Origin of the sequence: Bacillus sp. 17RED48 (genome assembly GCF_019837545.1) — a bacterium.
Classification (GTDB): domain Bacteria; phylum Bacillota; class Bacilli; order Bacillales; family Bacillaceae_G; genus Bacillus_A; species Bacillus_A wiedmannii.
On the sequence record NZ_JADAXG010000011.1, the window covers coordinates 69,762 to 92,593 of the forward strand.

At 31.5% G+C, this 22,832-nt stretch carries 19 protein-coding genes; 14 read left to right on the forward strand and 5 right to left on the reverse strand.

The features are described 5' to 3' along the window. The first annotated feature begins 47 nt into the window (after positions 1-47). Positions 48-209, forward strand: coding sequence for a Spo0E family sporulation regulatory protein-aspartic acid phosphatase (locus tag ILT06_RS28345; RefSeq protein WP_002099070.1), 162 nt, complete (start codon positions 48-50; stop codon positions 207-209). A 218-nt stretch (positions 210-427) separates the two neighbouring features. Beyond that, on the forward strand, positions 428-1,540 hold the full coding sequence (locus tag ILT06_RS28350; protein WP_222655717.1) for a TIGR04053 family radical SAM/SPASM domain-containing protein: 1,113 nt from the start codon (positions 428-430) through the stop codon (positions 1,538-1,540). A gap of 140 nt (positions 1,541-1,680) precedes the next feature. On the opposite strand, the gene nrdG is transcribed toward ILT06_RS28350, so the two are convergent. Both nrdG and ILT06_RS28360 read right to left on the reverse strand, forming a co-directional pair. Then, positions 1,681-2,130: an anaerobic ribonucleoside-triphosphate reductase activating protein gene (gene nrdG / locus ILT06_RS28355; protein WP_222655718.1), complete on the reverse strand. Its 450-nt coding sequence runs from the start codon at positions 2,128-2,130 to the stop codon at positions 1,681-1,683. Beyond that, positions 2,127-3,992, reverse strand: coding sequence for an anaerobic ribonucleoside triphosphate reductase (locus ILT06_RS28360; RefSeq protein ID WP_097816069.1), 1,866 nt, complete (start codon positions 3,990-3,992; stop codon positions 2,127-2,129). Before ILT06_RS28360 ends, nrdG begins: the two co-directional genes overlap by 4 nt. Before the next feature lie 541 nt (positions 3,993-4,533). On the opposite strand from ILT06_RS28360, the gene ILT06_RS28365 reads away from it, so the two are divergent. The 6 genes from ILT06_RS28365 (at position 4,534) to ILT06_RS28390 (ending at position 9,932) form a co-directional block, all read left to right on the forward strand. Beyond that, complete coding sequence (locus tag ILT06_RS28365; RefSeq protein WP_016083467.1) at positions 4,534-5,259, forward strand: YwiC-like family protein; 726 nt, start codon at positions 4,534-4,536, stop codon at positions 5,257-5,259. Positions 5,260-5,355: 96 nt separating this feature from the next. Continuing rightward, positions 5,356-6,063, forward strand: a complete 708-nt coding sequence (locus ILT06_RS28370; RefSeq protein ID WP_097815468.1) for a class I SAM-dependent methyltransferase — start codon at positions 5,356-5,358, stop codon at positions 6,061-6,063. A gap of 146 nt (positions 6,064-6,209) precedes the next feature. After that, positions 6,210-7,445, forward strand: coding sequence for an FprA family A-type flavoprotein (locus tag ILT06_RS28375; protein WP_097815469.1), 1,236 nt, complete (start codon positions 6,210-6,212; stop codon positions 7,443-7,445). 21 nt (positions 7,446-7,466) lie between these two features. Continuing rightward, positions 7,467-8,681 carry an NAD(P)/FAD-dependent oxidoreductase gene (locus ILT06_RS28380; protein WP_222655719.1) on the forward strand — a complete coding sequence of 405 codons (1,215 nt, stop codon included), beginning with the start codon at positions 7,467-7,469 and terminating at the stop codon, positions 8,679-8,681. A 25-nt stretch (positions 8,682-8,706) separates the two neighbouring features. Beyond that, entirely contained in the window at positions 8,707-8,871 is a 165-nt protein-coding gene (gene rd, locus ILT06_RS28385) for a rubredoxin (RefSeq protein WP_000759867.1), read from the forward strand. Between the two features lie 353 nt (positions 8,872-9,224). Further along, on the forward strand, positions 9,225-9,932 hold the full coding sequence (locus tag ILT06_RS28390) for a Crp/Fnr family transcriptional regulator (protein ID WP_000342564.1): 708 nt from the start codon (positions 9,225-9,227) through the stop codon (positions 9,930-9,932). A gap of 397 nt (positions 9,933-10,329) precedes the next feature. Here the strand turns inward: ILT06_RS28390 and ILT06_RS28395 are convergent, their stop codons facing one another. Together ILT06_RS28395 and ILT06_RS28400 are read right to left on the reverse strand one after the other, a co-directional pair. Then, positions 10,330-11,076: a C39 family peptidase gene (locus ILT06_RS28395; RefSeq protein WP_097815471.1), complete on the reverse strand. Its 747-nt coding sequence runs from the start codon at positions 11,074-11,076 to the stop codon at positions 10,330-10,332. A gap of 185 nt (positions 11,077-11,261) precedes the next feature. After that, complete coding sequence (locus ILT06_RS28400) at positions 11,262-12,194, reverse strand: FAD-dependent oxidoreductase (protein WP_222655720.1); 933 nt, start codon at positions 12,192-12,194, stop codon at positions 11,262-11,264. A gap of 622 nt (positions 12,195-12,816) precedes the next feature. Between ILT06_RS28400 and ILT06_RS28405 the strand changes: the two genes are divergently transcribed. The 3 genes from ILT06_RS28405 to ILT06_RS28415 all read left to right on the forward strand — a co-directional run bounded on the left by ILT06_RS28405 (position 12,817) and on the right by ILT06_RS28415 (position 17,020). Continuing rightward, on the forward strand, positions 12,817-13,665 hold the full coding sequence (locus tag ILT06_RS28405) for a formate/nitrite transporter family protein (RefSeq protein WP_097815473.1): 849 nt from the start codon (positions 12,817-12,819) through the stop codon (positions 13,663-13,665). 785 nt (positions 13,666-14,450) lie between these two features. Beyond that, positions 14,451-15,395, forward strand: coding sequence for an L-lactate dehydrogenase (locus ILT06_RS28410; protein WP_097815474.1), 945 nt, complete (start codon positions 14,451-14,453; stop codon positions 15,393-15,395). Positions 15,396-15,967: 572 nt separating this feature from the next. Beyond that, complete coding sequence (locus tag ILT06_RS28415) at positions 15,968-17,020, forward strand: Fic family protein (protein ID WP_001243458.1); 1,053 nt, start codon at positions 15,968-15,970, stop codon at positions 17,018-17,020. Positions 17,021-17,195: 175 nt separating this feature from the next. Here ILT06_RS28415 and ILT06_RS28420 read toward each other — a convergent pair whose 3' ends face one another. Beyond that, on the reverse strand, positions 17,196-18,551 hold the full coding sequence (locus ILT06_RS28420) for an APC family permease (protein ID WP_000082761.1): 1,356 nt from the start codon (positions 18,549-18,551) through the stop codon (positions 17,196-17,198). A 662-nt stretch (positions 18,552-19,213) separates the two neighbouring features. Between ILT06_RS28420 and ald the strand changes: the two genes are divergently transcribed. The 3 genes from ald to ILT06_RS28435 all read left to right on the forward strand — a co-directional run bounded on the left by ald (position 19,214) and on the right by ILT06_RS28435 (position 22,801). Further along, the gene (gene ald / locus ILT06_RS28425; RefSeq protein WP_222655721.1) at positions 19,214-20,326 is read left to right on the forward strand and encodes an alanine dehydrogenase; all 1,113 of its coding nucleotides are present in this window, start codon (positions 19,214-19,216) and stop codon (positions 20,324-20,326) included. Further along, positions 20,323-21,324 carry a bifunctional threonine ammonia-lyase/L-serine ammonia-lyase TdcB gene (gene tdcB / locus ILT06_RS28430; RefSeq protein ID WP_222655722.1) on the forward strand — a complete coding sequence of 334 codons (1,002 nt, stop codon included), beginning with the start codon at positions 20,323-20,325 and terminating at the stop codon, positions 21,322-21,324. Before ald ends, tdcB begins: the two co-directional genes overlap by 4 nt. A gap of 94 nt (positions 21,325-21,418) precedes the next feature. Then, positions 21,419-22,801, forward strand: coding sequence for an amino acid permease (locus tag ILT06_RS28435; protein WP_098103651.1), 1,383 nt, complete (start codon positions 21,419-21,421; stop codon positions 22,799-22,801). Positions 22,802-22,832: the final 31 nt, after the last annotated feature.

Here is a 22,832-nt window from a genome sequence, read left to right on the forward strand (position 1 = left end):
CTACCTAGATGACCTGTATGTAGGTAAGATGGGAGTGTACAAAAGCTATGTCTAATTATAAGAAGTTAAATCAAGTAATTGAAAAAAAAGAGGAATTAATATCGCTTGTTAAGCAGTATGGATTCACTCATGAAAAGGTAATTTGTTATAGTAGAGAATTAGATTTATTACTAGATGATTTGATGAAATCTAATAGAAATAATAAATAAATAAAATTTATATAAAAAAAATATAAAATATAAATTTTAAAGATATTTTTAAAATAAAAAGCGCTCTCCTACTTATAGGTGAGTGCTTTTTTATCTTAATTTCATCTATTTTGGTGAGGGGGTTTTAATTGCTAAAAACTTATGCGTGATAAATCTCACAACATAAATGAACATATAATTTTACAATATAGTATGTAAGTTGATGGGAGGCTTTCTTTTTGACAAATCGTGATTATATTAAAAACCCGTTTATTGTAATATGGGAGTTAACAAGAGCATGCGAATTAAAATGTCTACATTGTCGTGCTGAAGCTCAGCATTATCGCGATCCTTTTGAGTTAACATTAGAAGAAGGAAAAAAACTAATTGATGATATATATGAAATGGATAATCCGATGCTGGTTTTTACTGGTGGGGATCCATTAATGCGTTCGGATATATATGATATTGCTGAATACGCGGTGAAGAAAGGTATTCGGGTTTCCATGACACCCAGTGCTACTCCAAAGGTTACTAAAGAAGCGATTAAAAAAGCAAAAGATGTTGGGATTGCTAGATGGGCATTTAGTATAGATGGACCAACAGCTGAAGTACACGATCATTTTAGAGGAACAGAGGGGTCATTTAAATTAACAATGGATGCAATTCATCATTTAAATGAATTAAAAATCCCTATTCAAATTAATACAGTTGTTTCTAATTATAATTTGAGTGTACTTAAAGATATGGCAAATTTAGTAGAAGCATTAGGTTGTGTGTTGTGGAGTGTATTTTTCTTAGTCCCAACAGGACGTGGTAAAGAGAAAGATATGATTTCACCAATTCAACATGAAAGAGTGTTCCGCTGGCTATATCAGCTTAGTAAAACTGTTTCTTTTGATATAAAAACCACAGCTGCTCAGCACTATAGACGCGTTGTTCTTCAAGAAAAAATGAAGGGAATTAAAAAGATAGATCAAATTATTCAATATAGAGATGTACTGATGGAAGGGATGACGGACGGAGTTAATGAATTTGGACGCGCTCCAAAAGGAGTAAATGATGGAAATGGAGTTGTATTTATTTCTCATATTGGAGATGTATACCCAAGTGGGCTATTGCCGATTAAAACCGGAAATATTAAATCAACACCGATAGCTGAAATTTATCGAAACTCTCCTGTTTTTCAAAGTCTTCGTAATCCAGACAATTATAAAGGAAAATGCGGTGTTTGTGAGTTTCGATATGTTTGTGGGGGATCTCGTTCTAGGGCATTTGCGATGACGGGGGATTACATGGAAAGCGAACCTTTTTGTGTATATGTTCCAAAAGCATTGCAAAAAAAAGTGTAAGAATTGAGCATGTCCCTTTTTATAACCCGTTTTTATAAATTTTTTATTGTATATTTCCAATATTTATGAGCAGATGCTTTCTGCTCATAAATATTGGATTAGTGATGACTAATAATCGAAAAAGAGCAAGGAAATTATATTTATTTTAGGCGTATAATACGTTGATTTGAGCTTCCGCGAAATGGAAGTGTCAAATCTCTTTTTTCGATTTCAAATCTTCCATCAACTAAAACATCTCCATAATGTAACAGCTCAATCATATCTTTGTTTTGTGAGTTTTGTATCTCTTCTAGTGTATAACCAGTGTAAATCCAAAGATTTTTGTTTAAACTTTTTACAGCCTTTGCAACTTCTTTGACCTCGATAGCTTGAAAAAATGGGTCACCACCTGAAAATGTTACATCAGTTAGAGGATTTGTGGAAATTTCTTTTATAATTTCTTTCACACTCATCTCGGTACCATTATGAAGATTCCATGATTTGGGATTATGGCAACCTAAACAATGATGCGGACAACCGGCAAAAAATACAACTGTCCGTAACCCTTCACCATCTACTACACTATCATGAATAATATTCATTACCTTCATTTATGTTTCACACGATCTGCTTCTTCACTACGCTTTGCATTGTTCCATTTTGACATGTCCCCGACAAGATATCCAGTAATACGGCGAATTCTTTCAATATGATGGTCTTCTATATTTCCACAGCTGGGGCATTCATTTTCAATAACTCCATTATAGTCACAACATTTACAACGATCCACCGGATGATTAATTGAACCATATCCTACTTCATACTGTGCCATTGCTTGAACAATCTGTTTTAAAGCCATTAGATTATGTGCTGCCGCCCCATCTAGTTCAATATACGTAATATGACCACCGTTGCAAAGAGCATGAAACGGTCCTTCTAAACGTATTTTATTAATTGCTTGAATAGGGTAATAAACTGGAATATGAAATGAATTTGTATAGTAATCATGATTGGTTACACCTGTAATAGTTCCAAATTCAGCACGATCCTTTTTGATAAACTTCCCTGATAGTCCCTCGGCAGGAGTTGCAATTAAAGTGAAATTCAAGCAATGTTCTTTTGTTGCTTGGTCCATCTTTTTTCTCATAAAGGTAACAATTTCTTTTCCAAGTTGCCATGAATCTTTATCTTCCCCATGGTGTTTTCCTGTTAAGGCAACCAAGCATTCCGCAAGTCCAATAAAACCAAGGCTCAATGTTCCTTGCTGTAAAATCTCAGAAACTGAATCTTCTGGTTGTAGTTTTTCTCCATTGCGCCAAATCCCTTGTGAATATAGGAATTGAAAATCTCTTGCCTTTTTTGTACATTGATATGAATATCTTTCTAGCAATTGACGAATGCCAAGTTTGATATAATGATTTAACGATTTGAAAAATCCCTCTTTTGAATCATTTATTAAAGCCAATTTTACTAGATTAATAGAGGTAAATGATAGATTTCCCCTGCCAATTGCTGTCTCCTCACCATGAATATTAGACATCACACGAGTACGACAACCCATATAACATACTTCACTTTCTGGGTGCCCATTATAATACGCTGCATTAAATGGCGCATCTAAAAATGAAAAGTTAGGGAACAATCGCTTTGCTGTTGTTTCTAATGCAAGTTCAAATAAATCATAATTTGGATCTTTTTCTTCAAAATTCACACCTTTTTTTAACTTGAAAATTTGAATGGGGAAAATAGGCGTTTCGCTTTTTCCTAAACCCGCTTGTGTTGCCTGTAGTAATTGTTTAATTAATAGCCTTCCTTCCCTTGATGTGTCCGTTCCATAATTAATTGAAATAAACGGAACTTGTCCACCACCACGGCTATGCATACTATTGGAATTATGAATGAATGCTTCACATGCTTGATATGTATCGTTTTCTGTTTCTTTCCATGCAAACACTTCGATTTGTTCCTTTGTTAGCGGATAGTCTATTAACTTTTTCTTATTTTTTTCAAATGTTTTCCTCACATATGGTGCTAAATCTATATCAAACATGGCAAGAGATTGCCCACCATGCTGCATATTTTGATTAGCTTGAAGAATAATAGACGAGAGTGCTAATGCACTTTTAATATCTTGTGGTTGTCTCATATGGCCATGTCCAGTGTGGAACCCTTTTTTCAGCAATTGTGCTAAAGGGATTTGTGAACACGTGGTTGTTCCTGTTGCATAAAAATCTAAATCGTGTGGATATAAAATGTTTTGATTGATAGCTTCTTTTACTTGTTTAGAAAGCAAATGTTCCCTTACATAAAGTTTTGCGCTCTCTGATGCAAATGTTCCCATCATTCCCATTGGAGATCGACCATCAACATTTGCATTTTCTTGCATTAAGTCTTGATCGTTACTTTTTATAATTTTATGAAAAGTTGTCCATAAAGTATTTTTTTGCTGTTTTAAATTGTCTGAGGTGTTCATGAAATTCACTCCTTTTCAATATGTGGTACTCAATATCGGTAAATGATACTATATATAGTTTGTTTCTGCAATGGTACTAATATATGAAGTATGTGATTTTTTCTATTTAGAAGAGATTAAATCTAGAAGTTTATCGTATTATCTTGCTCATAAAAAATGAAAAGATATAGAATGATTCAATTATTTATAGATAAAAATTCTTTTGTTTTAGGTTCAAAGAGTGAGGTTATCAATAGAGAGTAAAAACACAATGAAGAGTGTTTAATTTTATAAAATAAAAGGTATAAAAATAGAATGCAGTGATTTCACTCACAGTATTTTTTAAAAACATAGTTTATCTTATAAGGGAAGAGTGAGTATGAGAAATTCATTATATTTTACTATTTGGGATGGGTATTCCCTAAATTGGTGGAGTATGATTACCAGTGGGGGATTCTCTCACTGGTAAAGTTTTTTATCTATAAATTTAATGATATATATGCTACTTATTATCATTCTTACGTAACATTTTGATAAAAAATTAAATGTGAGGTGTGGAAGAATGAAGTTAATTATTCCAAAGCAGCATGGAGCCTGGGGAATGCTGCTTATTCCATTTGTTTTAGGTATTTTAACTGGTAAATGGACATGGTATCATATACCTCTTTTTTTAGCGTGGTTTTTTGTGTATTTAGCTACATATCCCTTATTAATGTATGTAAAACAGCCGCGAAAGAAGTATTATTTGTATTATTTTTTTCTTTACTTTGGTGAGGCTTGTATATGTACAGCTATTGCTCTTAGTTATGAATGGCGTATAGTTTACTTTTCTATTATTATGCTCCCGTTTTTTTGTATAAACATTTATTTTTCTAGCAAAAAAAATGAACGAGCCTTATTAAATGATGTATGTGCAATTCTTTTGTTTTGTATAGGGGGCATTATAAGTTATTACTTCACAATGAAAACAGTCGATAAAAATATATTGATAATAGCGACTATAACATTTTTATATTTTATAGGAAGTACGTTTTATGTAAAAACAATGATACGTGAAAAAAAGAATCCAACGTATCGCATTCTATCATGGTGGTACCATTTATTACTTGTGATTGTTACGCTTATTTTATCACCAACGATTACCATTATTTTTATCCCAAGTTTGATACGGTCTATAGTACTGTATGGAAGGAATATTTCAATCTTAAAGGTGGGGATTTTAGAGAGTATAAATGCTATTTACGTTTTTATTACAACAATAATAGTATTTAAATATTTTATCTCGTAAAGACTAATAATGATTCATATTGTTTATATTATATTTATATTTAATATTGTATTAATGTTTTCTTCAATACTGTATGTAGAAAGGAGTGTATAAATAATGACTTTTTACCAAAAATTAATGCCGTATTATGATGAAATTTTTCCGGAAAATGAAAAACAAGTGAATTTTATTGCTTCTTATTTACAAGAGGGGGACTCCGTAATTGATGTAGGTGCGGCAACAGGGAATGTGGCTAATGCATTAGTTGAAAAAGGAATGATTGTAACTGCGATGGAACCAGAGAAGAAAATGGCTGATAAAATTTCTGAGAAGGCTATAACCCATAGGGGAAGACTTTTTGTAAATACACTTAGAATGCAGCAAATAGACGATGTACCTGGGATATTTGATGGTATTTATTGTATTGGAAATACGTTGGTTCATTTAGACAATGTACAGGAAATTACTGATTTTATTCAAAGCTCTTTTAAAAAACTTAAGAAAAATGGAAAGTTCATAGTTCAAATTGTAAACTATGAAAAAGTATTAAATCAAAAAAATTTCATATTTCCAGTAATTAAGAAAGAACATTTCTCATTCAAACGAGATTATGCAATAGAGAGAACAAAGGTGCTATTTACTGTAACATTAAATACAAGTGGTGAAGAATTCTCAAATAGTATAGAGTTATATCCAATTACAAAAAAACAATTACTTCCCATATTAATAGATTGTGGATTTGAGTCAGTAGAAACTTACGCTAATTTTGATAAAAAAATATATTCACTTGATGGTCCGGCATTAGTAATTGTAGCAACAAAATAAATTTTAAAAACACCTGAGTAGAAAGCTGTTACTCAGGTGTTTTTTTATTAATTTTTTTAAAATGTGATTCTAGTCCTCTTTTAATTATAAAAAAGTTTATATAATTCAGTGGTAAATCGAATCTGATTGAGGAGGAATTGAGTTATATGGGCAAAGAAATTCAGTTAACTAAAGATATATATTGGGTAGGAAAAGTTGATAATAGAGAAGTTCCATTTCATCGTTTAATCTTAGCAAAAGGAACAACTTATAACGCGTACTTGCTAAAAACGGAAAAACCAACAGTGATTGATACAGTTGATATAGAGTTTGGAAGAGAATTTGTAGAATCATTAAGTAAATTAATTGATCCACAAGAAATTCAGTATATTGTAGTGAATCATACAGAACCCGACCATTCAGGGGGATTGGCAGCATTAGCATCAAGAGCTACTAATGCAACGATTGTATGTACAGAAATTGCAGTACCAGAAATACAAGAGATGTATAAACTGCATAATCGAAAGTTTTTAGTAGTAAAAGACGGTGATACATTAGATATTGGTGGAAAAACATTGAAATTTAAAGAAACGCCATATCTTCATACTGAAGAAACAATGATTACCTACTGTGTAGAGGATAAAATTTTATTTCCTTGTGATATTTTTAGTACTCATATAGCAAATGACGAGATTTTCAGTGATAAAGCGAATGTAGATATTACGGAAGATTTTATCGGCTATTATAATGCCATTATCCATCCACATAGAAGATATGTAAGAACATTAATAGAAGCTCTAAAAGAATTGGATGTACAAATGATTGCACCATCTCATGGCTACATTTTACGTCAGGATATACAGAAGTATATTAAATTATATGCGGATATGAGTAGAGATACGAATCAAGATAAGAAAGTAACAATTGTATATACAACAATTAAACATAATACAAAAAAAGTAGCAAATATTATTAAAGAAACTTTAGAAGCAGATAATATTCATGTAACAGTATTTAACGCTGATAAATCAAAAAAATTAGAGGTTTTAAAGAGTATCCAAGAAGCAGATGCAGTCTTCATAGGATCTTCAACTAGATATGCAGATATGATTGGTAATTTAGAAGAAATTTTAAAAGAAATGACAGAAATGAATCTAGAAGGGAAAATTGCAGCTTCATTCGGTTCATATGGTTGGAGTGGAGAGGCAATTGAAGTGATACAAGATTACCTCAATGAAACAAATATGAATGTACAAAGTACATCAAAAGTTATCAAATCTACAGGTATGACTCATGTTGAATTTCCTATTCGGATTAGATTCTCTCCAAAAGATGAGGGGAAAGTAAAGAAAATCCAACATGCAACAACATTTGTTACAGATTTATTATTGAGTTCTATTTAATCGAAAAATGGAGGTGAAAACATGGAAAAGAATTTTGTTATTATTGGGAGTGGTGTAGCCGCTGTAAATGCCGCTAAAACTATTAGAGAGTATGATAAAGGATCAAATATATTTATTTTTGGTGAAGAGCCATCACTACCTTATAAAAGAATTAAATTATCAAAGGATCTGTATTCAGATTTACACAGTGAAAAAGTGTTAATTAAAAAGAAAAAGTGGTATCAAGATAATCACATATCAGTTTTTATAAATACAAAGGTGGTAAAAATTAATACAGATGAGCAATTTATTGTTACATCCAATGAAGCGGTATTTTCTTATCATAAACTATTAATTTGTACAGGAGCGAATAATAGAAGATTAGAGATAAATGGAATTAATAAAAAAAATATTTTTACTATTAGGGACATGAAAGAAGCAGATGAGCTTAAAGGACATTTAGAGGACAAAGAAAGTGTTGTGACCATTGGTGGGGGTGTACAAGGTTTAGAAACAGCATGGTCTATTCTGAAAGATGGTAAAAAGGTATCTATTGTAGAAGTAGCTCCTTTATTAATGAGAAGACAATTAGATATAAAATCTTCGCTGCTCTTAAAACGAAAAATTGAAAAGGAAGGAGTAAAGGTGTATTTAAATACTTCTATTGATTCTATTCTCGGGAAAGAATCCGTAACTGGCATAAAGATGAACGACAATTCTCAAATTAATTGTGATAGTATTGTTTACTCAATTGGCGTTACTCCGAACACTAAACTTGTACATGATACTGCTATTAAATTAAATAGAGGTATTGTTGTGGATGAGAAGATGAGAACAAATATAGACTCCGTATACGCTGCGGGAGATGTTGCAGAAGTAAATAATGAAATTGAAGGCTTATGGGGGACTGCCTTGGAACAAGGAAGAGTAGCAGGTAGTAATATGGTCTCTAAAACTGCCATTTATAAAAAAGAAATTCCAACCACTATTTTTAACGCATTCAATGTATCTTTATTTTCAATTGGAGTTGTTAATGAAGAGCAATGTGATACAACAATTGTTGAAGAAGACGGTAAGGAGAAGTATACAAGGTTATTTATTAAGGATAATAAAATAGTCGGTGTGATTTCATTAGAAGGAGTTGCTGCATCTATTTCTTACAAATCTGTGATTGAAAAGCATGTGTCGTTAGAAGGAATAGATTTATTAAATACAAACATAAGTGAAATAATGAACAAGTTAAAAGAAAAAATATAAATCTGTACAAAAAGGAGAGGAAATCATGAAAAAATACATTTGTTTACCATGTGGATATATATATAACCCAGAGGTAGGGGATCCAGATGAGGATATAGAACCAGGAACAAGTTTCGAAGATTTACCAGAGGACTGGGTTTGTCCTGTGTGCGGAGAAGATAAAAATCATTTTGCACCACTAGATGAATAAGAAGGAAAAAACAATGAGAATACTGCACAGTATTCTCATTGTTTTTTATATTTTTGAATGTGATTCTGGTCACAGAAATATTCTTTAAAAAATTCTATAATAATTATGTAGCAGATACTTATACCGATTCAGCCATTCTCGGTACACTCTATATGGCCCTGGCGCCACCCTTTCTCCTCAGGGCCATATTTTTCTATGCCATATCAAAATATGTTTATGAAGATAGTGTATATCACTGTCTTCATAAACATATAGTTGTGATTTGGGTCACTGCAATATTTGATAAAAATGTCTATAATAACCTTGGATATCAGTATATTTTTAATTCTATAGTTAAAGTAAGGTGAGAAAGTATGGACGATAATCATAAAAAATCAAGAGAGCTTTGCCCAAGAAAAGTACTAATTTTTAAGACCCTTTCCGAAGAGGAAATTAGTAATATAGCTTCAATGACAAAACATAGGAAGTTTAAAAAGGGTCAGCCATTAATTCTTGAGGGAGATAAATCAGATACATTATTTATTATTAATAGTGGACAAGTAAAGCTATGTACATTAACTCTTCAAGGGAAAGAGCAAATATTGCATATACTAACAAGTGGTGAATCCTTTTGTGAATTAAATATATTTAATTATGATGAAAAAAGTAATTTTAGTGCGTATGCTATAGAAGATACTCATATCTGTATGCTAAAAAAAGAAAATATGGATTATATAATGGAACGAAATCCAAGTATTGCATTAAAGCTGTTAAAAGTTGTCACAAAACGTTTAGCTAAGATAGAGAATTTAGTGCAAAATTTAGCGACAAACAATCCTGAAGTTAGAATTGCTCACATACTATTGGAGTTTTGTGATAAATATGGCAAAAGTACTGAGGATGGAATACTTATTAACTTGCCATTGACACGAGAGGAATTGGCAAATTATGCGGGGGTAACAAGAGAGACTATTAGTCGTAAATTGAATAAGTTTGAAAGTTTAGGACTCATGGCCTCTGTTGGAAATAAGAAAATAATAATAAAAAATCAGTTAGCTATTAGAAGACTTATCAGTTTCTGACAAAAGACTCCTTTCTAAGAATATAAAAGAGGAGTTATTACAAAATAGTAAGTATTTTAATTGTGTAAATTCTTAAAATCATTATATATGAGGAAATCACAAAAAAAGGAATATGTGTTACCAACCGGTTTAATTGATAAGATATGGATTTTTTGAGCCGCAAAATACTACATACCTTATAATCAAACTTAAATAATAAATTTTAAATTATTTTATCTTATATTTTTGATTTATGGGAAGGACACACCTTACGTACCACTCCAATGGTATAGGTGTGTCCTTTAATATTACAATTATAATGTTATTAATTCTCGTGTAAACCAAGTATTATTATATAATAATTATATAATAGAAAATTAGTGATTTTAAATTTATCTCAACTTATAGCTTTGTGTTTTTAAGGAATGATAGTTAGGGCTTGGCTGCCTAATTGAACCCATGCTTCCTCAAAATCTTTCTTATCAATTCTTTTGTTTTTTTCCATATCTAATGGGTCATTAATGTATACATATTGACCGGTATATCCAGTTAATAAAACACTATGTTGACGGTATGTAACCCGCCCCTCACCCGAATTTGTTTTCCAAGTACGAAACTCATAATCAGGTAGTTTGCGGAAGCTTGCGTTTGTTAAAATCCAAACAGGGTGTCCTTTATCAATTGCTTTATATAAATTTTGGGGATTACTTCCAGTTAAATCTATAATACAATTCTCTGGTATGTATAATTTAGCTAACTCTAAAATCGGCTTAATATGCACACCTAAACCAGGCATATCTATGTCATACATATCTCCAACAAATCCTTCGTCCATATTTCCCATTAATCCATTGTTTTGAAAAGGGACATATTTAATATTTTTAGCTAATTCTAATTTATCAACGGATAGACCATTAAAATTTAAAAGCATTGCTAAACTTGTAACTTCGCATCCACGTTCTAATTCTGGATTTTGTAGAATTAAAGGGACTTCTAAAGGATTATTCTCTTTAGAATATGAATTTTTTTTATCGAGTTTAACAAGTTTATCCATCCCATATGTTTTATTTTTAGCGCTATTATTTTCATCTTTATGGACTAGAGTTATTATACATAATACGATGCAGAAAATGATTAAAAAATATATATTTTTGTGTCGTTGCATTTTAGTATGTCTCCTTATTTAAATTGATATTTTAATTTAGTACGCAATAGGATTGCAAACATGTCAATATTGAAGTTTTCCCTTTAATACGTTTTCAAGGGATTAAAACTCTTCTTAAACAATTATTAAGAAGAGTTTTTTTATAGATAAAAGTTATAATGAATTTGTTTTAATTAACTAAGAAATTACGCAAAAAGAGTATTTGTCTGTGCATTTGTTATATGCTCGGCTAATACAGTAGCTTGTGTATGGAGGGGGGCTCGAAATCCTAATGTAATACCATTGTGTTCAGTGCATTCACCAACTGCATAAATTAATTTATCATTTGTTTGCATATACTTATTAACAACTATGCCACGGTTAACATGTAAACCAGCCTTTTCTGCTAAATGTGTATTAGGTCGCCTACCAATAGGTATTACAATTAAATCGTATTTTATAATAGTGCCATCTTCGAATTGAATTCCCTCTGCGTATTCTGTACCTAGGATTTTAACCGTGTTTTTTTCCATGAAAAATTGAATCCCTTTTGCTTTTAGCTTGTTACGTAGTAATGAACAATCCAGGATATCTTGTTTTGCCATTAAGTGTGAAATGAAATGAACAACGTGGACGTCTATTCCTAAATTAAATAATTTTTGTGCAATTTTTAGACCGAGCATACCATTGCCAATAATAATAGCTTTTTTTGAATGCTTCTTAGTATTTAATAGAAATTGGATTTCTTCAGTTGTTTTAAGTTTATTTACTCCAAATAATTGCAGTCCTTTAACGGGAAAAATAAAAGCAGTAGAGCCTGTTGCAATGATGAGTTTATCGTAGAAAACAATACGTCGTTTATCTGTAACAATGACCTCGTCCTCACGATCAATTTCTATTACCTTTTCGTTTGTGAAAAGCTTAATATTATGTTGTTTGTACCAATTATATTTCTTTAGCATTCTATTTTTTATATTTAATTTTAATGAAATAGTGTTTATCTGATTGTAGAGAGGATAGAGTTCATCACTGAAAATAGAAATGTTATACATATTAGGGTTTTGTATTAAAATTTGTTCAATACAGCGTAAACTAGATATACTATTACCGATGATTACTAAGCGTTTTCGTTTCCTCATATCAATTTCTCCTTTTGATTGTGAAGTGTTGAGCAATGATGTCTGTTCATATTATATCAATTTTAAAAACAGAGTGCTTGATATGTAGTTTATTTTAAAATATGTCACAAATTATCTTTATTCGGGTAATGAGATACAAATTGGATCCCATTAAATTCATAGGTTAGAGCCGAATTTTTAACATTTTACTAAGATATTTCAGATAGAAAATATTGAATATGTTTGCTGATAGTAGTATTTCTTCAATTTTTAAAGAGTAAAGCATATAAACACACTGTACCTAAAATTAAAGTTTTTTGTATAAATATAATGAATTTCCTGATGCGTCACTATACAAGTAAGTAAAAATTAAGATGAAGTGCTTTTCTTAAACATGATAAATTAAAACTTGTTATACCAGATTAATTATTTTTTAATCTATATTGAATGGGTATATTCGTGGATTATGCACCTTCTAGGATTTAGTAAATATAGCAGATTGCACATCATTTGAATTATTTCGTAAAGTGAGTGTGTTTATTTTGTGAAAAGTTGAACAAAATCTTGAAAGTGAATATTGAAACATGTAGTTTATTCTTAGGATAATTTATAATAAATAGGAACTAAAGGAGTGTATAATTTTATGTTAGAAAAAGGGATAGCTGATGCTATAAAACTTGCACAAAAGAAGAAACAAATATTAGATATAAACCCAATACAATATTTTGTACGAGCGGTACTAGCCGGCATCTATATTGGATTTATTATCGTATTATGTTTTAAATTAGGGGATTTTTTTCATGTTGTAAATTCACCTGCAACATATTTAAGTGCTTCTTTATTTTTTGGAATTGCACTTATATTAATAATATATGGTGGAGCGGAATTATTTACTGGGAATACAATGTATTTTACAATTTCGACCTTACGAAAAAAAACAACGGTCTTAGATACTTGTCGTAACTGGGGTGCTTGTTTTTTAGGTAATCTGGTAGGTGCAATATTTTTTGCGTTATTATTTTATGGTACTGGTATTTTTAATCAAATTGAATATGAACATTTGATAAGTAATGTTGTTGAAGTAAAAATGAATACTCCGACAATACAGCTATTTTTCAAAGCTATTTTATGTAATTGGCTTGTTTGTCTAGCATGCTTCCTTCCTTCTCAAGTAAAAGGGGATACAGCAAAAATAATTGTTATGATGTTATTGGTTTTTACATTTTTTTTATCTGGATATGAACATAGCATTGCAAATTTATCGCTATTTGCAATCTCCCTGGTATCGCCACATCCCAATACAATTTCTTTTAGTGGGGCTATTTATAATTTAATTCCGGTTACAATTGGAAATATTATTGGTGGATCTGTATTTGTTGGCATGGTATATCATTATATAACCCAAAATAACCCTACCGCTGAAGAGAAGGGCGATTTAGTTGAATCTCAATGTGAGGAAAACATCCCATTACAAACACAAATAAAAATTTAAGCTACTAATATAATCATTTTCGTATAAAAATAACATAATTATTTTGAATGTTATTTTTATAGCAGTTGACCTAATTAGCCGAAAATACCGTTTTAATAATTCTTTTAAATATATTTTTTTCTTTTATAAAATATATTATTTGTTTTTGTTAGACATATAAGGGAAGGGAAATATACAAAAAACATTCACAACTTATGTGACCTAAATTTGTTAATATAAAATGCAAGATCACATGTCGAATTTATTACAGAAAACTCTAAAAAATTAGTGGGAGGTTTACTAGAAAATGAATTTTGAAAAAGTTTGTTTGGTATAGAAGTGCTTTGAGGGGGTTATTGCTAAAATAGGTGAAATAACCTTCGATATACAAAATTAAAATTTGCAGTAATTAGATTTGCATGAAGATAATCTAAGCATGAATGTCATTATGAAAAGTAATAATCAGTTAGTGAATCTCAACAAAATGTAAGCGTTAACAATTTTATTTAACTAGATGTATAAACTAGATTTTTCACAGAATATCAATGAATCTTTGAAATGTAGATAAAGAAAAATTATCTTATCTAGTGGAGCTATACATAATATTTTTTGAGTTAAATAAAAAATAAAGTTGGAGCAATATTTGCTGGAAATACATATGAAAAGGAATTTAAGTTTAACTATTTGGTATTGAACATTAATGTATTTCGAGTTCATTATTTGTTTATTCAAAATCAATTAAATCTCTTTTTATTAGGATAACAACAATGCACAAAAACATAACATAAATAGTGAGGGATCTATAAATGAATAAAAATATTAATCGTGTAGTTTTAATTGGTACAGGGTCCGTAGGATGTAGTTATGCATATTGTATGATTAATCAGGGCCTGGCAGAAGAATTCGTTCTTGTGGATGTAAATGAAGCAAGAGCAGAAGGAGAAGCAATGGATTTAAGTCACGCAATTCCTTTTTCACCATCACCAACAAAAGTATGGAAGGGTAGCTGTGAGGAATGTAAAGATGCGCAAATTGTTGTAATAACAGCCGGATTGCCACAGAGACCAGGTGAAACACGTTTAGACTTAGTTGAAAAAAATACTAAGATTTTTAAAGAAATTATACGTAATGTCATGTCAAGCGGATTCGATGGTATTTTCTTAATTGCAACAAATCCAGTGGACATTTTAACATATGTAACTTGGAAAGAATCTGGGTTGCCGAAAGAACGCGTAATTGGTTCAGGTACAACACTTGATTCTGCACGTTTCCGTTACATGTTAGGAGAATATTTTGAAATCGATCCTCATAATGTTCATGCTTATATAATTGGTGAACATGGTGATACGGAGCTTCCGGTTTGGAGTCATGTGTCAGTTGGCGTTCAAAAGCTACAAACCATTTTAGAAAATAAAAGTCAGTATAATCAAAGTGACTTAGACGAAATTTTTGTTCGTTCACGTGATGCGGCCTATCATATTATTGAACGTAAGGGAGCGACCTGTTATGGAATTGGAATGTCTCTATTACGTATAACAAAGGCAATTCTACATAATGAAAATAGTGTGTTAACAGTATCTGCATACCTTGAAAATGAATATGGTCATAATGATGTATATATAGGAGTTCCTGCTGTTATTAATCGCGAAGGTATTCGAGAAATTATAGAAATTGAGTTAAATGCGGAAGAAAAGTTTAACTTTAATCATTCTGTACATACATTAAAAGATACCATGTCACCAATACTATAAGATGAATTTATCGTATAACGTTATGTCGAATATATAAATTCTTAGCAACAGTTTAAAGGTACCTAATCTAATATACTCTGAAAGCAAATAGTATAGAAAAAATGTTTGTTTAAATAGAAATAAAGTACTTTCATCTTGTAAAGAATCATTTTATAAACATTATTAAGAAATTAAGATTCTGTACGACATTAGTTCATAACATATCAAGAATGAACGTTTTTAGAAGCGACATAATTATTTATAGCTAAATATGTTATGATTTGCACAAAAGGTTGATACCTTTTGTGCATAGTTTCCTTTAAGTCACTAAAGACAGATATATTTGATTAAATAAAAAGCACTTTTTTAGAAGTTTAAGGAAGTGCCTTTTTATTTGTTAATAAACATTAGAAATCTATTAAATTACATACATTTATGGAAGAGAGTGATTTCTATGTGCATCTGGCTATCGTTTAATTACATTCTTATTGGACGTTTATAAAACAACGAGCATACAGTAGGAAATGTGAAAATTTGGGAGATAATGGAGCATACAAAGTTGGTAATAAACCTTAGGGAAAGGAGGGAACGAGATGAGAAATTTCTTTGAAGAAAAATATACAAATTTAGAATTTAAAAGAGAACTAATAAATATTATAAGTAAAATCAGTGAATATAAAGGAGCAATATCAGCATATCAAACTCAAAAACCAGAGATATTTAATCTTTTGGAAAAGAGTATATCACTGCAATATATTAAAACTTTTCCTAATATATATGAAAAGTTTACATTCTCAAATAAACAGTTAAAAAAATTAGTTGATCATCATGCTAGCCCTCAGACATTGGAAGAGGACGCTTTATTTTGTTATTGCAAAACATTAGAACTTGTGCAAAAAGAAAACCACAAATTACCTATTAAACCGCAAACAATTCAAGAATTACACTTCCAATTAATGAATTATTCAACTTCTGAAAGTGGTAATTGGAGAAAAAGCGAACTTGTATTATCTTCTATTCCAAAGTTAAAAGATCAATTTAAATTACGTACAGTTGTTTTATATGATATGGTTCCGCAATATTTGTATGATCTATGCGAACAATATAATGCATTAAGGGCTAAAGGGAATTTTCATCCGCTCCTACTAATTCCTCAATTTATCTTAAATTTCCTATGTATTTATCCATTTAATAAAGGGAATGGCAAGTTAGCAAAAATATTAATTCAATGGTTATTAATTGAAAGTGGATTTACATTTGTAAAATATACATGTATAGATAAATATTTCAAAGAATATGAATCAGATTATTATGATGCTCTGTATAAATCTGCAGCTCACTGGTATCAAGGCGATCATAATGTAGTTTTCTGGATGAAAATTTTTTTAGATATTGTTTTAGCTGCATATAAAGAATTAAATTGTGTAATAAAAAATTGTATTAGCACTCATACTAAAAGAAAAAGAATTGAAAAATATATAGACAGACAAGATAATCCTTTTACTAAAGAAAATGTTCGAAACATGTATCCAGACATAAGTGAAAGTACTATAAATAAAACATTACACGCTTTAAATTCACAGGGATACATTAAATTAGTTTCTAAAGGTAGAAATGCAACATGGATAAAGCGTAAATTAACTTAGGGTAAAGAACCAGAACACTGGCAAATAATAAACAAGGAGAACCCAAAAAGGGTTCTCCTTGTTTATTATTTGTTAGACTAATGTATCCTTTAGAAGGATAAAGAAGTAAAATAGACTATTTATTAATTGCAATCTAATCATAAAATTTTGTATCACATCTTTAAGAAAGACTGGTCTACTCGTTATGATTTTCTAAACCAAATTGTCCCTTTTTACGCATAGTGTAATAAATAGGGAGGCCGAGTGCAGTTAGACCTATTCCACATAAAGCTAGCAGAGGTTGAGTGAATAAGGTATTAATAACAATGAACAATCCGCCAATAATAGCAACTAATGGTATAAAAGGATACAATGGAACTTTATAAGGTCGCACAAGTTCGGGTTCCCTTTTTCGTAAGATGAATACAGCAAGGAATGTCATTGTGTAGAATATCCATATTACAAATACCAACATATCAGTAAGAGTATTGAATCCGCCGACGGCCATCATAATAATTGAAATAAATAGCATAAATAGACCAGAATTATAAGGGACCCGACTATTTTTAGATAATGTAGCAAACCATTTACTAAATGGTAGTTTGTTCTCAATAGCCATGGCATAAGGAATTCGCATTCCTGTCATAATATAACCATTAATCGTTCCAAATACGGAAATTAAAATGCCAATGGTAACTAGTTTTCCTCCCATAGCTCCAAAAAGAATTGTAGCTACTTGAGAAGCGGGTGTATCAGTACCTGCGAGGGATGTTGCAGACATGACCATTAGAAACGCGACATTAATTAATAAATAAACAACCATTACTGTTGATAATCCTAATACGATTGCTTTAGGCAAGTCTTTTTTAGGGTTTTTCATTTCTCCAGCAATATTCCCTACATGAATCCATCCATCATAGGCGAACATTGTTGCGAGTAAACCAGATCCAAGGGCAGATATCATAGATTTGTTCGGCCCTGCCTCAATTGGAAAAAGCTGAAAAGTAACGTCACTTTTGTGTAGTAATCCAAAAATAATAATCAATGCTAATGGAACCAATTTGCATATAGTCGAAGCCATTTGGATTCCACCAGCTGCTTTAGCTCCTAAAAAGTTCATAAGAGTTACAAATGTTGCTGTGATAATTGCAATTGCGATAATTAGCATTTTGTGTTCATTAACATTTAGGCCAAATAAACTAACCGTTTGTGTCCCGAAAATAATAGCAAGAGCTGCAATATTTGCAGGGAAGTATATGACAGTTTGTGCCCAGCCAAGCAAGAAAGCAGTTAAGTTTCCATAAGTCCTCTTTAAATATGCCATCATTCCCCCCGTTTCAGGAATAGCGGCAGATAGTTCAGCAGCAGTTAGTCCTGCGCAAACGGTCAAGATACCACCAATTACCCATGCAAGTAATCCTAGGCTAGCTGTTCCTGTTACTCCATATAATGCAGTGGGCTTGAAAAATACTCCGGCGCCGATAACGGTACCAATAACTGTGGTTAATGCTGCAAAGAAACCAATATCCTTTTTTAGTTGTTGTTGTGACAAAATAATCACTCCCAATTAGAAAAATATATAAATTCTCTTATGAATTCTTTATCCTGTTTGTTAAATTATTTGATAGTATATCCTGTATCCATACAAATAGCCGCCCCTCATCCTTACCAGCTAGAGAATTTGAATACATTTCAGATACTAAATAAAAAAGAAATTAAACGTATAAGTAAAGAAAGTTTAATTTCGCCTCAAATCATGTGAAAATTTTCACATGATTTGAGGCGAGTAAAATTCCATGAATTATACATTAAAAGAAATTCTTTAATTTAACCCGAAACATGAAGTTAAAAACAAGATTTCTTTTATATGAATAATAAGAATAAATGAGGTATTTTAATATCGTAATATAGTAAATGATAAATCAAAATTCAAAAGAGAAGATATATTCTTGTGAAGAATATCACAAAGTATTGAGGGATTCAATCATATTTTTGATATAAAATATAGAAAATCAACTAAATAAAACATTTTGTGAAATGTTTCACAAAATTGTTGACCTCTTATTTTTACTAATGGTATCTTGTAGGTGCAATCCAATGTTATAAATTAAATTATATTTGAAAAATATTGTAAGGATGAATATTTAGAATCTTATATTTATCTGACAATAATTAATTTAATTTATAACTCACTCTAAAAAAGGATGTGTAGATATGAAAATTGGTGTAGTGAAAGAGATAAAAAAAGGGGAAGCTCGTGTAGGGATGACTCCAGAAAATGTTCAAAAATTAGTTTCAGCTGGAAATGAAGTTTTAGTACAAAAAGATGCTGGATTAGGTTCTGGTTATACAAATGATGAATATATAAATGCAGGAGCAAGCATAGTAAATCAAGGCCAGGCATGGGATGTTGATATTGTAGTAAAGGTAAAAGAACCACTACCTGCAGAATACCATTACTTTAAAAAGGATCTAATTGTTTGGGGCTTTTTACATCTGGCTGCGTCGAAAGAGTGTGTAGAAGCAATGAGAAATGCTGGTACTACTGCGATTGCTGGTGAAACTATTAGTGAGGATGGAAATTTAGCATTATTAAAACCTATGAGTGCAATTGCTGGAAGACGTGCGGTATTTATGGGAGCTTATTATTTAGAAAAACAACATCAAGGAGAGGGGATTTTATTATCAGGTATTGAGGGAATCCCAGCCGGAAAAGTTGTAATCCTAGGTGGAGGGAATGCTGCAACTAATGCCTGTGATATGGCAATTGGAATTGGATGTAGTGTTACAATCCTAGAGGTTAATCAAGAAAGAATTGCATATTTAAGAAAGCAATACGCAACAGAAGAAGTAAATATAATTGAATCTAATACTGAAAATCTAGAGCGAACGATTAAAGAAGCAGATTTATTTATTTCAACAATTTTAATACCAGGATCTCGCCCTCCTAAAATTGTTAAAGAGTATATGGTTCAATCTATGAAGCCAGGAAGTGTCATTGTGGATATCGCAATAGATCAAGGTGGTACAGTAGAAACTATTGATCATTATACAACTCATGATAATCCTGTATTTATTAAACATGACGTAATTCATTATGCAGTACCAAATATGCCTGGTGCCACCCCACGTACTTCAACTATGGCGTTGGCAAATGGAAATATTGAGTATTTATTAGCAATTTCTAAAGATGGATTAGAAATTGCAATTCAAAATAAATCATCATTAGCATCTGGGGTAAATGTATATAAAGGTATTATTACCTACGAAAATTTAGGTATGACGCTAGGTTTGGACTTTAAAGAATTGAAAGAAGTGTTAGTATGATTACCAAAAACGTATTGTTAGATATCACTGACATTAAAAAAGCCAAAGAAATTCTTGATGTAAATGCACGAAAAACACCTTTGGTTAAATCTTTCTATTTAACTAGTAAAACGGGTGGAGAAATTTATTTAAAGCTGGAAAACATGCAGTTAACGGGTTCATTCAAATTTCGTGGTGCATTTAATAAAATTTCCCAACTAACAAATGAAGAAAAAGAACGTGGTGTAATCGCTTGTTCAGCTGGAAATCATGCACAAGGTGTTGCATTATCTTCCCATTTACTAGGAATCAAAAGTAAAATTGTGATGCCAACCTCTGCACCGCAAGCTAAAGTGGATGCGACGAGAGGATATGGTTCTGAAGTTATTTTATACGGTGATACATTTGATGATGCAAAAGCGAAGTGTGAAGAGATTATAAAAGAAACCGGCGAAACATACCTACATCCATATGATGATGTAGAAGTAATGGCTGGCCAAGGGACAATTGGGTTAGATATTCTGGATGATATGTGGGATGTTGATACTGTTATTGTACCTATTGGTGGAGGAGGAATTATTTCAGGAATTGCTGTAGCACTGAAATCATTTAATCCTTCCATTAATATTATTGGGGTTCAAGCAGATAATGTTCATGGAATGAAAGCTTCTTATGATGCTGGAGAAATTGTATCACATTATAAAGCACCAACAATAGCGGATGGCTGTGCAGTTAAAATACCTGGAAATTTAACCTTTGAAATTGTAAAAGACCTAGTAGATGAAATTGTAACTGTATCAGAAGAAGAATTAGAAGTAGCGATGAAAGACTTATTGCAACGCGGAAAAGCTGTCGTAGAAGGTGCGGGAGCATTAGCCACAGCCGCTCTTCTTGCAGGCAAAGTTGATAAATATGTAAAGGGTAAAAAAGTAGTAGCAGTTATTTCAGGTGGCAATGTGGATTTAAAACGTATTTCAACTGTATGTGAGCATTTCTTTGTTGCCAATGAGGTAAAATAACGATTCAATAATCTTATAAAATAAAATTATTTTACTTAAGGGGAGCTAGGAGACGATATCTTAGCTCCTTTTTAAATAAAAGGAGGCGTGTGTTATGGCCAACTTATTTAGGAAAAAATCAGTAAGTAAATTGTTGGAAGATAGTAAAAGTAAGACTTTGACAAAAACGTTGGGCGCATTTGACCTTACCATGCTAGGGATAGGTGCAATAATTGGTACAGGAGTACTTGTATTAACTGGATTAGTAGCCGCAAGAGATGCGGGTCCTGCAGTTATTTTTTCATTTATGATTGCCGCAATTGTTTGTGGATTTGCAGCCCTATGTTATGCGGAAATCGCATCTGCTCTTCCAGTTTCGGGTAGTGTATACACCTATTCATATGCTACGATTGGTGAGTTTGTAGCCCACTTAATGGGATGGACTTTATTGTCTGTATATATAGTTACAACTGCCGCAGTAGCGGGTGGATGGACAGGCTATTTTCACAACTTATTAAGCGGGTTTGGGATTGAGATACCAAGATCACTTTTAACAATTCCAACACAAGGTGGAATCGTTAACTTACCAGCAGTAATCATTACTTTGTTATTAACTTGGTTATTATCAAAAGGCACGAAAGAAAGTAAGCGAGTGAATAACGCAATGGTATTAATAAAAATTGGTATAGTTGTTTTATTCATTTCAGTTGGTATATTTTACGTAAAACCAGAAAACTGGATTCCGTTTGCACCTTATGGTATAAGCGGAATCTTTGCCGGAGGAGCTGCAGTATTTTTTGCTTTTTTAGGATTTGATGCGTTAGCAACGTCTGCTGAAGAAGTAAAAAATCCACAACGTGATTTACCGATTGGTATTATTGCTTCGTTAGTTATTTGTACAATTATTTATGTTATAGTTTGCCTTGTTATGACTGGTATGGTTTCTTATAAGGAATTAGATGTACCAGAAGCAATGGCCTACGTATTAGAGGTTGTAGGACAGGATAAAGTAGCGGGTATAATCGCAATTGGAGCTGTAATTGGTATTATGGCTGTAATTTTCGCTTACATTTATGCAACAACACGTGTATTCTTTGCGATGAGTCGTGACGGTTTATTACCAAAATCGTTTGCGAAAATTAATAAGAAGACAGAAGCACCAGTATTCTCAACTTGGTTAACAGGTATTGGTAGTGCTTTAATTGCTGGATTTATCGATTTAAAAGAATTATCGAATTTAGCGAATATTGGAGCGTTATTAACATTTGCGATGGTTGGTGTGTCAGTTATTATTCTTCGTAAAACACACCCAAATTTAAAACGTGGTTTCATGGTACCACTGGTACCAATCTTACCGATTATTTCAATAACATGTTGCTTATTCTTAATGGTCAATCTACCTTTAAAAACTTGGGTTTATTTCGGTATTTGGTTATTTATAGGGATAATAGTATATTTTATGTATTCTAAAAGACATAGTCAATTAAACAAACTATAAATGAGATATATCAGAGACAAAGGTTATCACA

Bases quoted from the DNA above. Each gene is read 5' to 3' on its own strand.
- ILT06_RS28345 (WP_002099070.1), top strand. From the start codon at position 48: ATGTCTAATTATAAGAAGTTAAATCAAGTAATTGAAAAAAAAGAGGAA.
- nrdG (WP_222655718.1), bottom strand. From the start codon at position 2,130: ATGAAGGTAATGAATATTATTCATGATAGTGTAGTAGATGGTGAAGGG.
- ILT06_RS28360 (WP_097816069.1), bottom strand. From the start codon at position 3,992: ATGAACACCTCAGACAATTTAAAACAGCAAAAAAATACTTTATGGACA.
- ILT06_RS28365 (WP_016083467.1), top strand. From the start codon at position 4,534: ATGAAGTTAATTATTCCAAAGCAGCATGGAGCCTGGGGAATGCTGCTT.
- ILT06_RS28370 (WP_097815468.1), top strand. From the start codon at position 5,356: ATGACTTTTTACCAAAAATTAATGCCGTATTATGATGAAATTTTTCCG.
- ILT06_RS28375 (WP_097815469.1), top strand. From the start codon at position 6,210: ATGGGCAAAGAAATTCAGTTAACTAAAGATATATATTGGGTAGGAAAA.
- ILT06_RS28380 (WP_222655719.1), top strand. From the start codon at position 7,467: ATGGAAAAGAATTTTGTTATTATTGGGAGTGGTGTAGCCGCTGTAAAT.
- rd (WP_000759867.1), top strand. From the start codon at position 8,707: ATGAAAAAATACATTTGTTTACCATGTGGATATATATATAACCCAGAG.
- ILT06_RS28390 (WP_000342564.1), top strand. From the start codon at position 9,225: ATGGACGATAATCATAAAAAATCAAGAGAGCTTTGCCCAAGAAAAGTA.
- ILT06_RS28395 (WP_097815471.1), bottom strand. From the start codon at position 11,076: ATGCAACGACACAAAAATATATATTTTTTAATCATTTTCTGCATCGTA.
- ILT06_RS28400 (WP_222655720.1), bottom strand. From the start codon at position 12,194: ATGAGGAAACGAAAACGCTTAGTAATCATCGGTAATAGTATATCTAGT.
- ILT06_RS28405 (WP_097815473.1), top strand. From the start codon at position 12,817: ATGTTAGAAAAAGGGATAGCTGATGCTATAAAACTTGCACAAAAGAAG.
- ILT06_RS28410 (WP_097815474.1), top strand. From the start codon at position 14,451: ATGAATAAAAATATTAATCGTGTAGTTTTAATTGGTACAGGGTCCGTA.
- ILT06_RS28415 (WP_001243458.1), top strand. From the start codon at position 15,968: ATGAGAAATTTCTTTGAAGAAAAATATACAAATTTAGAATTTAAAAGA.
- ald (WP_222655721.1), top strand. From the start codon at position 19,214: ATGAAAATTGGTGTAGTGAAAGAGATAAAAAAAGGGGAAGCTCGTGTA.
- tdcB (WP_222655722.1), top strand. From the start codon at position 20,323: ATGATTACCAAAAACGTATTGTTAGATATCACTGACATTAAAAAAGCC.
- ILT06_RS28435 (WP_098103651.1), top strand. From the start codon at position 21,419: ATGGCCAACTTATTTAGGAAAAAATCAGTAAGTAAATTGTTGGAAGAT.